We start from the raw sequence: 13,266 nt of genomic DNA on the forward strand, positions 1-13,266 counted from the left end.
GACAAAGAGCTCAAAACACCGAGATCGTTCGTGACCAATGGGGTATTCCGCACGTCTACGGAAAATCAGATGCTGATGCAGTTTTTGGAACGATCTACGCCCAATGCGAGGATGATTTTAACCGGGTGGAAATGAATTACATTACCTCTATGGGTAGAAAGGCCGAAGTAGAAGGGGCAAAGGAAATATATGCCGACCTCAGAATGACGCTCTATATAGACGAGGAGGTGGTCAAAAAAGAATACCAAAACTCCCCGCAATGGCTCAAAAATCTAATGGATGCCTGGGCCGATGGAATCAATTATTTCCTCTATACCCATCCTGAAGTCAAGCCCAAACTAATCACCAAATTTGAACCTTGGATGGCATTGACGTTCAGCGAGGGAAGCATAGGCGGTGATATCGAAACCATTTCAATCAATCAATTGAAAGCATTTTATGATAAGGATTTTTTAGCTGATCTTGTTTATCCTGAAAGAGATTGGGAGGAAGAACCAAAAGGTTCAAACGGTTTTGCGATTGCACCTAAACTGTCAAAATCAGGAAACGCACTTCTAATGATCAATCCGCATACTTCTTTTTATTTCAGGCCGGAAGTTCATATGGTCAGTGAGGAAGGATTGAATGCATACGGCGCGGTAACTTGGGGACAATTTTTCATCTACCAAGGATTCAATGAATTCAATGGTTGGATGCATACGTCTGCCAAAGCAGATGCCATAGACCACTTTGCTCTGACAGTTGAGAAGCGAAAAGGCAAATATCATTACAAATTCGGGAAGCAATGGAGACCTTTTATTGAGAAACTCATCAAAGTATCTTACAAGGACGGGAATGAAACGCTTTCTAAAGAATTTACCACTTTTTACAGTCACCATGGTCCTGTCATCAGGGAAGAAAATGGGAAATGGGTGGCCATAGCCCTGATGGTGGAGCGGGAAAAAGCCCTCACCCAATCCTACAACAGGACCAAAACAAAAAGCCATTCTGAATTCAAAGCCAATATGGGACTGAAAACCAATTCCTCCAACAGTACGGTATATGCGGATCGGGATGGCAATATTGTCTACTACCATGGTAATTTTATACCTGTCCGTGATCCACAGTTTGATTGGAGAAATGTGGTAGATGGAAGCAATCCAGCTACAGATTGGAAAGGATTGCATGATATTGAGGAAATGATCTATATCGAAAATCCGGAAAATGGCTGGATACAGCATTGCAATTCCACACCATTTACAGCAGCGGGCCCTAGCAGCCCCAAAAGAAAGGATTACCCTCCGTATATCGCCTGGGACCTGGAAAATGCAAGAGGAGTGAATGCAGTCAGGATTCTATCCGACAAAAAAGACCTAACACTGGAATCCCTGATTTCCGAAGTAGCTTATGAATCGACTTTGATGGCCTTTGATCCAATGATTCCTGCATTGGAAAAAGCATACATTCGCCTTCCGGAAAATGACCCAAGGAAGGCAAAGTTGAAAGAACCCATGGCTGTGCTTTTTTCTTGGGATTTAAAAACAGGAGTCAATTCAGTGAGTACCTCCTTGGCTGTTTTCTGGGGAAATCAACTGATGGCAATGGGTAGAGAACTGGAAAGGTCCTGGGACACTTATATTTTTGATTTTCTTGCAAATCATACCAGTGATGAAATGAAGATTTTGGCATTGGAAAAAGCAGTTGACAAACTTGTGGATGATTTTGGTACATGGAGCACCCCATGGGGAGAAATCAACCGCTTCCAAAGGGTAACCAATGAAATCCAGGGCATGTTCTATGATGAATTGCCAAGTTTGCCTGTCGGTTATAATTCGTCACTTTGGGGCTCTTTGGCCGCTTATGGAAGCAGAGCTTATCCCAATACCAAAAAATGGTACGGGAATGTAGGTAATAGCTTTGTAGCTGCTGTAGAATTTGGAGAGAAAGTCAGGGCAAAGTCCTTACTTGCTGGTGGGCAAAGTGGCAATCCCTTCTCCCCTCACTTTGTGGATCAGGCAGAAAACTACAGTAAAGGAATATTCAAGGATGTCAGTTATTATAGAGAAGATGTGTTGAAAAATGCCAAAAGGATTTATAGGCCGGGTGAAAGATAGGAGTTAAAAGCTGGAAGTAGGAAGATGACGATGTCCGATGACCGATGACCGATGTTTGCGTCGTCATTGCGAGTCCCCAACATTTTGTAAACGTTCAGAATTGGTAATGACATCAGGTTAATCGTCATTCCGAGGTACGAGGAATCTCAAAAGGTCCTATTTGTGTTCAAATTTATCATTTCCTGAACCTCGTGAGATGCTTCCTACATCCATGACGGCTGCTCCGATTCATGTCATTGGTAGGAGCACGCGAGAAACTTTGATACCTTGAATATCCCTTCGTGCGACGTGGCAATCTCTTGCGGAGGATTTCTGGTGTTGGAAGACCCCTATTAGAAAGCTCGGAGTATAAAATGAATTAGGGATCTTGAATTTCGACATTCCCGATTTTTATCAAATCCCTTTTCATTTTTAAATCCATCTCAAATCTCATGTCTCAAATCTCACGTCTCCCATCTCATATCTCACTCAAAAAAACTTTCAATCCATTGACTTTATTTTTAAATTGTCAAAAAATTGAAATCACTATGAACCACAATTTTTCCACAGCCACCTTGACCGATACTTCCTACACCAAAACGGAAAGTACCGTCAAAACAATACCAACTTATATCTATGCTTCCGTTTTTGCCTCTCTTTGCATCGCTGTTGGCTTGCTATGGGATATCTCTTGGCACATGAGTGTAGGCAGGGATGGGCTGTTTTCCCCGCCGCATATAGCCATTTACCTTGGTGCCGTTATTGCAGGAGTATTTTCAGGCGTGAAAGTATTGAAAACCAGTTTTTGGGATTCGAAAGAAGAAAAAGCCCAAAACATTAGATTTTGGGGAATTTTCCATGGTTCCCTAGGTGCCATGTTCTGCATTTGGGGAGCATTTGCCATGTTGACATCGGCACCTTTTGATGATTGGTGGCACAATACCTATGGATTGGATGTGAAAATCCTTTCACCTCCACATGCCTTATTGGGATTGGGAATGATTATGATTCAGTTTGGGGCAATGATTTCTGTGATTTCTGTCCAAAATAAATTGGAAGGAAAAATGGATTTCCGTACCAAAAACCATTTGCAATGGATGTATGCCTTGTCCTCCGGATTTCTTTTGGCCATGGTCTATGTTTTTGTTTCAGAATACTTTTTTGTCAATAGGCTTCATGGCGCCATTGCTTATCAGGTTTCCTTGTTGGTGTTCCCTGTCTTTATGGTTTCGGTAGCCTATGCTGCCCCCTACAGATGGGCAGCCACAAAAATGGCTTTAGCCTATACCTTTCTCATGGCAGTGATGGTCTGGATCTTGCCATTGTTCCCAGCCGAACCTAGACTTAGTCCAGTTTATAATTATATCACAAGATTTCAGCCTTATCATTTTCCGCTCCTCTTGATTGTTCCTGCTATTGCTCTAGATATACTGATGTCTAAATATAGAAATATCAATAAATGGTTTTTTGCGGCTATGATTTCACTTGCTTTCGTAGTGACTTTTGTTCCTGCTCAATGGTACTTTGCAGAATTCCTGAATACCGAAGCCGCAAGAGGCTGGTTTTTCGGAAGGTTTTCATGGCCTTATTCTGCTCCACCGGAGTTTGAATACAGGTTTGCTTTCGCCCCATGGGCTACCGATTCAGGTTGGGCATTGATCATCGGACTGATGATAGCAGCTGGTATTGGAATCCTCTCCTCAAGATTGGGACTTTCATGGGGGAATTGGATGAAGCAGGTAAAGAGATGATTTGGTTATCGGCTGACTTGCATTTTAGCTTTAATTTGGTAGAAGCGAGAGGCGAGAGTTTAGAAACGAGATGTGAGAATCTCCTATTTTAGTTTAATGCCAGATTTTAAATTTAGTTTACCGCCGACCTTCATCTTGAGGATTTACAAAAAATATAACCCATGAAAAAAACCTTATTGAGTATTGTTTTGCTGATCTGTATTTTGCCTTTGGTAAGTCACGTGGGCAGTCCGGGAGTAATTTATGAAGGTAAGTTGGGCAATTACAGAATTTTGGCCAATGTCAACCCTCCGGATGTTATTCCGGGAATAGCTTTGGTTACGGTAATAATTCCCGAGAATCCCGAAGGAATCAATTTGGAGGTTAGACCGGTATATTGGAGCGCTGGGCTGAAAGGTACTCCTGTGGCAGACCCCATGCTAGCCGTATCAGGTGAACCGGGGAAATATGAAGGAGAACTTTGGTTTATGGCTGGTGGGACTTCGAGTGTGCAGGTCATCCTGACAGAAAAAGGAGAGACATTCGAGACCATTATCCCCATTATGGCTATGCCGACCGCACAAAAGGATATGCCCCTGGAACTTGGAGTACCTTTGACTTTATTGGGAATATTGTTGGTAGTACTGATAGTTACTATTTTGGCAGCTGCTATGGGTGACAGTATCCGGGAACCTGGACAGGAGCGTAGCCAAAAAGCCAACCGGAAAAAACAGATCGGAATGGCCATTGGAATTGTTGTGGTAGGTCTTGTCATTTGGGGAGGTAAATCCTGGTGGGATTCAGAGGCCGATTATTACAAAGAAACATTGTACAAACCTTTTGAAGCAAAAAGTTTTTTTCAACAAGAAAATGACGGGGATTACTTACTGCTTAAAGTAGATTCGACTGTCCTCAATTATGGCAGAATTACAAGGAAATTGAGTTACATGGTACCTGACCATGGCAAACTCATGCATTTGTTTTTGATCAGAAAAGGGGATTTGGATGTATTTGCCCATCTTCATCCACACCGGATAGATACCCTCAATTACAAAGTCAAACTTCCTCCCCTGCCCAGTGGAGATTACCATGTGTTTGCAGATATTACTCGATATACAGGTTTTTCCGAAACCATTGTTTCTGACCTGACCATACCTGAGGGTAAAAATTTCAGCCTAGCCTCCAACCAGGAAGGCATATTAGGGAGAGATGACACTTATACTTTTTCCAACCCAGTCACCAACAAAGTCAGCACCTTGGATGGTGATATCATGGTCTGTGGCAAACCGGGAATCAAAACAGACCTGCCCGGTGGCTATACCGCAATTTGGGAAACCGAAACCGGGAAATTTGATGCGGGAAAGTTGTATAACCTCGATTTTGCCTTATTTGATCAAGCCGGTGAACCTGCAAAACTTGAGCCTTACCTGGGAATGATGGGACATGCAGTTGTCCTCAAACATGATGGGTCGGTGTATATTCACCTACATCCTACCGGTAATTATTCCATGGGATCGCAACAGATGTTATTGGAAAGATTCGAGACAGGCAGGATCGGATTCACAAACCTTCCTACAGTTCATAGTTTCCCGGACAGTATTGACCGGGTCCTTGCATTTTTGGATCAACTTCCCGATTCCGAAAGAGACAGTCTGTTGATGGGAGATATGTCCCATTGGGAATGGACAGATGAAGAACATGCCGAACACAGCATGGTCAGTTTCCCCTATGCATTTCCTGAGGAAGGTCAGTACCGCATTTGGATTCAGGTCAAGATCGATGGGAAGATTGTGAATGGGGCATTTGATGTGGAGGTGGAGTGAGGGGCAGGTGCGAGAGAGTTAAGAATCAGGAGAATAGAAGCGAGAGCCGAGATGCGAGAGCCGAGAGCCAAAGCTTGTCCCGAATAACAGGGATTTAACAGCTTTTGGATTTGGGGCTTAGGACTAAAATTTCGAAACCTATAGGGTATAAATCTTTAAATTTCAGGAATCCTTAGAAGAAAATGGAGCAGAAATGATATTTATTATGACATCAAAACTTGCCTCTCCCACGCAAACTTTATCAACCTCAACCCGAAAAAAACCAATACTATCGCTACCACGATATTCAGCTTTTTCATCAACCCGGGAGTGACAAATGATTTCAGTTGCTTGGCGATATAGGCCTTCAATAAGTCAATAGAAAAGACCGTAAACAATATCCCAAAGTAATACAGGACAATATCTGTTTTTTTGAAATCCTGCTTCAGGTTGACCAAACCTGCAATTGAAATCCAAAACAGCATGACAAAAGGATTAATGCCATTGATCCCAAACCCTTTCATAAAGCCGGTTGTCTTTCTTGCTTTGGGGATGGTGAGACCACCTGAACTTAACCTTCCTTTATTCCTTTTGAAAAAAGCAGATATGCCAAACCCAACCAAAACAGCACCTCCAATATAGCCCAATATTACTTCAAAATATGGATTCTGCGCCAATAAACTAACTCCAAAAAAAGTAATAACTACATATATCAGATCACTTGACAAAATACCCAAGGCCAAAACAAAAGTATGTCGAAATCCATTTTCTATGCTATTTTGGATCAGGGTAAAAAAAACAGGACCTATCATGGCAGAAAGTAACAAACCCATACTAATGCCTTCTATCAAAGCTTGGTTCATATTTCCACTCCATTTTCCTTAAGGTATTCCAACCAACTCTTCATTTTTTCGCCTTTCAGGACTCTTGGGAATTTGTTCTGACCCCCTTCTTTTCCCTGAACTCTCAGCCATCCATAAAACAAGGCAGCAGGTACAACAGACAACTTCATTTCTTTTAGTGCATGTTTCCTTTCCACTGCATAATCATCGTTAAGGACTTTAAGGTGTCCGTCTATTTTGTCCTTTAATTCCTGCTCATCGACTTCATTGTCTGTACCGGCAAACCAATGATGGGCAAACATAGTACCATGAGGAAGCCCAATAACAGTAAACTCACGGATATCCAGATTCATTTCCTCTTCCACCAAATGGATCGCCTTATTCATATTGTCAACAGACAAATGTTCCCCGCATAAGCTTAGAAAATGCTTTGTTCTACCAGTGATCACAATTTCGGATTCTTCCTTAGACACAAACCGAATCACATCCCCTATCTGATACCTCCAAGCACCCGCGCAAGTGGAAATCAAAAGTGCATAGTCTTTACCTTCCTCAACTTCATCTATTTTCAGTATCTCAGCATTTGGATGGATTTCACCATTTTCATCAAAATTACTTTCATTGAAGGGCACAAACTCATGGAAAATCCCATTGTTCAAAACCAATCTCATAGATTTCCTTTCCGGAAGCGCCTGAAATGCCAAAAAACCCTCTGATGCCAAATAGGTTTCCATGTAGATCAAGGGCTTTGCCATAAGTTTTACAAAGCCTTTCTTATAGGGCTCAAAAGAAACCCCTCCATGTACATATATCCTAAGATTTGGCCAAATATCATGGATGGTTTCCAAATGGTACTTTTCTATGATTTTTTCAATTAAAATCTGTAACCATGCAGGCACACCAACAATAATTCCGATATCCCACTTTGGAGCCATATCTACAATCTGCTCTAATTTTTCTCCCCAATCTTTGTTTCTTGAAATCTGTTTTCCAGGTTTATAAAAAGTTTGAAACCAAATGGGAAGCCTACCGGTGGTAATACCGCTGAGGTCACCGGAAAAATACGTCCCATTAAACTCCAAATCAGTACTTCCTCCCAACATCAAAATACCTTTAGTAAATAATTCATCTGGTAAGTCATATTTCGACAAGGAAAGAATTTGCCTGACCCCGGTCCTTCGAATAGCCTTTACCATATCTTTGGAAATGGGGATATACTTTGAAGATGCTCCTGATGTTCCGGATGTCAACGCAAAATAACGGATGGCTTCCGGCCAGGTTATGTTTTTCTCCCCTGCTTTGAGTCTGTACCACCACTCATTGTAGATTTTATCATAATTATAGATTGGGACATATTGGGAAAAGGCTCTATAAAAACTGTCATCCCTTTTCTTAAACTCCTTTAAAATCAAATCAAAGTTGTATTTGCGGCCAAATTCCGTCTTTGCGGCCTTGATCAATAACTTTTTAAGTTCGACTTTTTGAAGTTCCAAAGGCGAGCTGTATTCCTGCTCCAAAGAATCCCTTAATCTGATCCCTTTTTTTAGCAATGTACCCAATATAGCCATATCTTTGTTTTGATTGAAATCACCAAATTAAAACGAATGAGCATTAAAGTAAACCTTATTAAGATAAAAAATACATTTTCAAATCCTAAATGTACATTGGTAGCAGTGAGTAAAACTCAACCAATACCCGCACTGAAAGAGGCTTATGATTTAGGTATCAGGGATTTTGGAGAAAATAAGGTTCAGGAAATGGTGGAAAAACAAGCTGAATTGCCCGATGATGTCAGGTGGCATATGATTGGGCATCTTCAGACCAACAAAGTCAAATACATCGCATCATTTGTATACCTTATCCATGGGGTGGATTCTCTGAAGATCCTAAAAGAAATCAATAAGCAGGCAAAAAAAGTTGATCGGATAATACCCTGTCTCCTTCAGATCTACATAGCAAAAGAAGAAAGTAAATTTGGCTTGGATGAAAATGAGTTGGAAGAAATTATTACTGGAAATGAAATCCAATCTTTCCAAAACATTAAAATTATAGGATTAATGGGTATGGCTACTTTTACTGAGAATTCAGATATTGTCAGAAGTGAATTCAAAAGTCTTTACAAGTTATTTACGGATCTGAAAATCAGGAATCTTCCATCCAATTTTAAAATGAAAGAATTATCCATGGGGATGAGTGGGGATTATATCATTGCCCAAAAAGAAGGTAGTACAATGGTACGAATCGGAACGGCCATTTTTGGTGAAAGAAATTATAAATAAGATGATCAAACTGAACACTATCCTGATAGCTGGAATCTTGGGTGGATTGGCTGTGAGTATTGGGGCTTTTGGCGCACATGGTTTGGAAGCTATTTTGGTAAGTAATGGAAGAACTGAAACCTTTGAAACCGCTGTTAAATACCACTTTTATCATGCTTTGGCCATTTTGGCTGTTGGCGTATGGCAGCGTTTTGAACCTACCACCAAAAGGCTTAATTCAGCAGTTTGGATGTTTCTTGTTGGAATTCTGATTTTTTCGGGATCACTTTATGTGCTATCCTTGACAGGAATTTCTTGGCTTGGGGCAATCACCCCTATAGGGGGAATAGCATTTATTCTGGGTTGGGTTTTAGTGGTTGTAAGTGCAAAAAACAAATCCAATTAAAATTCTCAGACACAATTGAACAGCTATAAAATATCAATTCGAATCCTTGCTCCGATCGGAAAATCTTTTTGGTTTTTTTCAATCCTGCTAATTGCAAATTTCAGTTTTGGACAGGAATCAGGAATTGTCGAAAGGTATCTTGGATTAGACAATCTGCTGAATGACCAATCTTTTTTTGGAAATCACCATACAGGATTTGTTCTGTTTGACCTTGATAGCCAAAGAGTCCTATTTGAAAAAAACAGCCATCTGAACTTCATTCCTGCCTCAACCACCAAGCTACTAACATTTTATGGCAGTCTTATGGTATTAAAGGATAGCCTTCCTGCCTTTAGGTATGTGGAAAACAATGGTAACATAATCTTTTGGGGGACGGGTTTTCCTTCATGGAAATATAAAAATCTTCCCCAATCTAAAATCTCAGAATTTCTAAGAAGTTACAAAACCATCGGATTTTCTGATTCTAATTGGAAAGATGATGCTTTTGGATATGGATGGCAGTGGGATGATTATTACTTTTCCTATTCATCTGAAAAGTCTCCTTTCCCTATTTTTGGAAATTTCGTCACTTATTCCAATCAAAAAAGAACTCCTATTTCTAACATTCCTTATTTCGGCAAAGTAGGCATTAATACTTTAAAAGAAACCAAATATGTAGAAAGGTCTTTCCACAGCAATGAATTTTACTTCAACCCAAATTCCTACACCGCTTCCAAATCCGAACTTCCATTTATCACCTCCCCGGACCTTTTTACCAAATTGGCCGAAGTGCAAATCAATAAATCGGTTGGTTTAAGCAAAGAACTTTTACCACAAAACCACAAGGTTTTCAGAGGAGGCACACTCCGACCCCTGTGGAAAGAGATGCTTCAGGAAAGTGATAATTTCCTTGCAGAACAACTTTTATTGATGATCTCTGATGCACAGTTTTTGGAATTGAATTCCGAGAGGGCCATTGATTTTATTCAGAAGACCTATTTGTGGGATTTACCTGACAAGCCACAATGGGTGGACGGTTCTGGTCTTTCCAGACACAACCTGACCACCCCTAGATCTATGATTACCTTGATGGTCAAGATGGAGAAAGCCCTCCCCCGATCAGAGATCATGCAATTACTGCCGCAGGGTGGTATCAACGGTACTTTAAAAAACAACTACAAAGCAAAAAGCCCATATATATTTGCGAAAACCGGTACAATTAGCAATAACCTCAGTCTCGTAGGTTATATCAAAACAGATTCTGGTCAGGTTTATGCTTTTGCCTTTATGAACAATAATTACCTTAACAAATCATCTGAAATCCGAAGGGAAATGGAAAAGGTGATGGTGTATATCAAAGAGAAGTTCTGAGGATTTTCCTGAAAACACATTGTATTAAAACATATCCCAAAAGTCCACTATTAAATTTTGTATAATACTTACTGAATTTCTAATTTAAGGCATGGAAAAAAGAAAATTTACTTATGCCGATCCAAGTATAATTGAAGAAAAAAGGATTAATGAAGTAAGAGCGCTTTCCTATCAGGAAAGACTGAAAAGACTTTTTATATTAATAGAAATTTCCAGATCTATGCGCGATGCACCAAAAACCCAATTAAATCAGGATGCAACAACAAATAGTTGATATCTGGAAATACCTCCATTTAAATGATGTAAGGTATTTAACAATTGGAGGGTTTGCTGTCAATATCTATGGTTATAATAGAAGTACAAACGATATCGATATATTAATTGAAGACACCTTAGAAAACCGTCAGAATCTTAGAAAAGCATTTAAGGATATGGGATTAGGTGATTTCGAACAAATTGAAAGACTTCAGTTTTTACCGGGATGGACAGATTTTTCTTTAAATGATGGTTTTAAACTGGATATTATGACAAGTATCAAGGGATTGGAAAATATACCTTTTGAGAGTTTGTACCAAAACGCTAATGTGATTGATGTCGAAAAAATACCTGTCTACTTTATTGATTATAAGAGCCTGATAATAGCAAAAAAAGCAACCAACCGATTAAAGGATCAGCTTGATTTAGAAGAATTGCAGAAAATCAATCCTCAAGAAAGGCCCGAAGATTAATGTTGGATTTATTTTCAGACTTCCGACTTCCGACTTCGGTCTTCCAACCATATATAGCAAAAACAAAAGCTACTTAAAAATAGGCAGATTTACATATTACCTTATTTAAAAAAATCAACCCATGAATAAAAGACTTTTCCTTAAATCTGCTGCCCTAAGTATTGGTGCACTACCTTTGGCTTCCTTTCTTCCAATTTTATCGGAAGCTAAAAAAACAATTTCCCCCACAGCACTACTAAAAAACGACCTCGTCGGCCTAATAAGCCCTTCTGCTGCCACTTCAGAGAGGATCCAATTTGACTTTGCCAAAGAGTCTTTGGAAGCATTGGGTCTAAAAGTAAGATTGGGAAAAAACCTGAAAAACCGAAGAGGGCATCTTGCAGGAACTGATGAGGAAAGGGCAAAAGATTTCAATGATATGTTTGCGGACCCTGAAATCAAAGCTGTCATCTGTATCAGAGGTGGTTCCGGGGCTGCAAGAATATTGGATAAAATTGACTATAAAGCTATCCAAAAAAATCCTAAACCTCTTTTGGGTTATTCCGATATCACGGCACTGCATTGTGCCATCTTTTCGCAAACCGGTCTGATTACCTTCCATGGTCCGAATGGAACTGGAAGTTGGAACAGTTTCAATGTTGGGCAATTTGAGAGAATGTTTTTTGATCAGGAATTGATGCATTTTGAAAATGAACAAGTCAAGGGAGATGACCTGATTGTCAAACAAAATAGAATTCAGGTGCTAAGGCCTGGAATGGCAAAAGGAAGAATTCTGGGTGGAAATCTCACTGTTCTGACTTCCATCTCGGGAACACCCTATTATCCTGATTTTACGGATGCTATTCTTTTCATTGAAGACATCAGCGAGGATCCATATAAGATTGATAGGATGATGAGTACCCTTAAACTCAACGGGACCCTGGGAAAAATCAAAGGTTTCATCTTTGGGCAATGTACAGATTGTACACCGGGAGGAGGGTATGGGTCTTTGACTCTGGATGATATTTTGGATGACTATATACTGCCCTTGAATATCCCTGCGTTCAAAGGTGCTATGATTGGGCATGTGGCCAAGCAATTTGTAATTCCACACGGTGCAGAGATCGAGATGGATGCAGCATCAGGTACATTCAATATGACGCATCAAATCTTTAAATCTTAAACCATTTCCATGAAGCATCTAACAATAATTTCATTACTGATTTCCTCCCTCTATCTAAATTGTATGGAAAAAGAAAACTCCAAAGATCTTATGGAAGAAAATACATTTAAATATCTGGCTCTTGGAGATTCCTATACGATTGGGGAAGGAGTGGATGAAAAAGACCGGTATCCTAACCAAACTGTGGATTTACTGAAAGCAAAAGAATTGGAATTCGAAAAACCTACCATTATAGCCAAAACAGGATGGACAACTGATGAATTGATGAAGGGAATAAATGATGCCGGAATTGCTGGCAATACCTATGATTTGGTTACTTTGTTGATAGGTGTCAACAACCAATTCCGTGGCAGGCCTATTAAAAATTATGAAGCGGAATTCAGGACACTTCTTCAGGATGCCATCGCTTTTGCAGATGGGGAATCAAACAACGTTGTAGTGATTTCTATTCCTGACTGGGGGGTTACTCCTTTTGCGGTGAACAGAGATTCTGACCAAGAGAAAGTGGCCAGAGAAATAGATGAATTTAATGAAGCAAAAAAATCCATCTCAGAACAATTGGGTGTTCATTACATAAATATAACAGATGAATATCGGGAAATTGGTGCCTTACCGCAGATGGTTGTGTCGGATAATCTCCATCCAAGTGCTTTGGTCTATGAAAAATGGGCTAAAAAACTGGAACAAGTAATCTTAGAAAAGATGGATTTTTGACGGATTTTCGAAAATCGGACTATCACACAGCATCCAAAAACATCAATTGGCCTATCCTTGTCACCTCGAATTTACAACATTTTGAAAACGTACAGAAAAGGTAAGGACATTGAGGTCATCCTAATTTGGCCTCGGCAAGCTCGGCCACCGGGGTCGTCTTATTGGGAGGGGGAGCGTGAAAAGCGGCGGCGACGCTTTTCAC

12 protein-coding genes are annotated in these 13,266 nt (G+C 40.2%); 10 read left to right on the forward strand and 2 right to left on the reverse strand.

From position 1 onward, the window contains the following. From ACEW8U_RS06335 to ACEW8U_RS06345, 3 genes are all read left to right on the forward strand, one after another. Positions 1-2,093, forward strand: a 2,093-nt coding sequence (locus ACEW8U_RS06335; RefSeq protein ID WP_373521194.1) for a penicillin acylase family protein, incomplete at its 5' end; no start/stop codon positions are given. Between the two features lie 527 nt (positions 2,094-2,620). Next, on the forward strand, positions 2,621-3,823 hold the full coding sequence (locus ACEW8U_RS06340; RefSeq protein WP_373521195.1) for a hypothetical protein: 1,203 nt from the start codon (positions 2,621-2,623) through the stop codon (positions 3,821-3,823). Between the two features lie 161 nt (positions 3,824-3,984). Continuing rightward, complete coding sequence (locus ACEW8U_RS06345; RefSeq protein WP_373521196.1) at positions 3,985-5,625, forward strand: hypothetical protein; 1,641 nt, start codon at positions 3,985-3,987, stop codon at positions 5,623-5,625. A 203-nt stretch (positions 5,626-5,828) separates the two neighbouring features. Here ACEW8U_RS06345 and ACEW8U_RS06350 read toward each other — a convergent pair whose 3' ends face one another. Together ACEW8U_RS06350 and ACEW8U_RS06355 are read right to left on the reverse strand one after the other, a co-directional pair. Next, positions 5,829-6,467 (reverse strand): LysE family translocator, encoded by a 639-nt coding sequence (locus ACEW8U_RS06350; protein WP_373521197.1) that lies wholly within the window; start codon positions 6,465-6,467, stop codon positions 5,829-5,831. Continuing rightward, positions 6,464-8,014, reverse strand: coding sequence for a GH3 auxin-responsive promoter family protein (locus ACEW8U_RS06355; protein WP_373521198.1), 1,551 nt, complete (start codon positions 8,012-8,014; stop codon positions 6,464-6,466). Before ACEW8U_RS06355 ends, ACEW8U_RS06350 begins: the two co-directional genes overlap by 4 nt. A gap of 36 nt (positions 8,015-8,050) precedes the next feature. On the opposite strand from ACEW8U_RS06355, the gene ACEW8U_RS06360 reads away from it, so the two are divergent. The 7 genes from ACEW8U_RS06360 to ACEW8U_RS06390 all read left to right on the forward strand — a co-directional run bounded on the left by ACEW8U_RS06360 (position 8,051) and on the right by ACEW8U_RS06390 (position 13,064). Next, positions 8,051-8,725: a YggS family pyridoxal phosphate-dependent enzyme gene (locus ACEW8U_RS06360; protein ID WP_373521199.1), complete on the forward strand. Its 675-nt coding sequence runs from the start codon at positions 8,051-8,053 to the stop codon at positions 8,723-8,725. Between the two features lies 1 nt (position 8,726). Further along, a complete protein-coding gene (locus ACEW8U_RS06365; protein WP_373521200.1) occupies positions 8,727-9,110 on the forward strand; it encodes a DUF423 domain-containing protein in 384 nt (127 codons plus the stop codon). 15 nt (positions 9,111-9,125) lie between these two features. Beyond that, positions 9,126-10,460, forward strand: a complete 1,335-nt coding sequence (locus tag ACEW8U_RS06370) for a D-alanyl-D-alanine carboxypeptidase (RefSeq protein WP_373521201.1) — start codon at positions 9,126-9,128, stop codon at positions 10,458-10,460. A 91-nt stretch (positions 10,461-10,551) separates the two neighbouring features. Further along, complete coding sequence (locus tag ACEW8U_RS06375; RefSeq protein WP_373521202.1) at positions 10,552-10,734, forward strand: hypothetical protein; 183 nt, start codon at positions 10,552-10,554, stop codon at positions 10,732-10,734. After that, a complete protein-coding gene (locus ACEW8U_RS06380; protein ID WP_373521203.1) occupies positions 10,715-11,188 on the forward strand; it encodes a hypothetical protein in 474 nt (157 codons plus the stop codon). Before ACEW8U_RS06375 ends, ACEW8U_RS06380 begins: the two co-directional genes overlap by 20 nt. A gap of 121 nt (positions 11,189-11,309) precedes the next feature. Further along, positions 11,310-12,350: an LD-carboxypeptidase gene (locus tag ACEW8U_RS06385; RefSeq protein WP_373521204.1), complete on the forward strand. Its 1,041-nt coding sequence runs from the start codon at positions 11,310-11,312 to the stop codon at positions 12,348-12,350. A gap of 63 nt (positions 12,351-12,413) precedes the next feature. Then, a complete protein-coding gene (locus tag ACEW8U_RS06390) occupies positions 12,414-13,064 on the forward strand; it encodes an SGNH/GDSL hydrolase family protein (protein ID WP_373521205.1) in 651 nt (216 codons plus the stop codon). The last annotated feature ends 202 nt before the right edge of the window (positions 13,065-13,266 follow it).

The sequence above is a fragment of the Aquiflexum sp. genome, assembly GCF_041751335.1.
In the GTDB taxonomy this organism is placed as follows: Bacteria; Bacteroidota; Bacteroidia; order Cytophagales; family Cyclobacteriaceae; genus Aquiflexum.

Coding starts and splice junctions, on each gene's coding strand:
- ACEW8U_RS06340 (WP_373521195.1), top strand. CDS start 2,621: ATGAACCACAATTTTTCCACAGCCACCTTGACCGATACTTCCTACACC.
- ACEW8U_RS06345 (WP_373521196.1), top strand. CDS start 3,985: ATGAAAAAAACCTTATTGAGTATTGTTTTGCTGATCTGTATTTTGCCT.
- ACEW8U_RS06350 (WP_373521197.1), bottom strand. CDS start 6,467: ATGAACCAAGCTTTGATAGAAGGCATTAGTATGGGTTTGTTACTTTCT.
- ACEW8U_RS06355 (WP_373521198.1), bottom strand. CDS start 8,014: ATGGCTATATTGGGTACATTGCTAAAAAAAGGGATCAGATTAAGGGAT.
- ACEW8U_RS06360 (WP_373521199.1), top strand. CDS start 8,051: ATGAGCATTAAAGTAAACCTTATTAAGATAAAAAATACATTTTCAAAT.
- ACEW8U_RS06365 (WP_373521200.1), top strand. CDS start 8,727: ATGATCAAACTGAACACTATCCTGATAGCTGGAATCTTGGGTGGATTG.
- ACEW8U_RS06375 (WP_373521202.1), top strand. CDS start 10,552: ATGGAAAAAAGAAAATTTACTTATGCCGATCCAAGTATAATTGAAGAA.
- ACEW8U_RS06380 (WP_373521203.1), top strand. CDS start 10,715: ATGCAACAACAAATAGTTGATATCTGGAAATACCTCCATTTAAATGAT.
- ACEW8U_RS06385 (WP_373521204.1), top strand. CDS start 11,310: ATGAATAAAAGACTTTTCCTTAAATCTGCTGCCCTAAGTATTGGTGCA.
- ACEW8U_RS06390 (WP_373521205.1), top strand. CDS start 12,414: ATGGAAAAAGAAAACTCCAAAGATCTTATGGAAGAAAATACATTTAAA.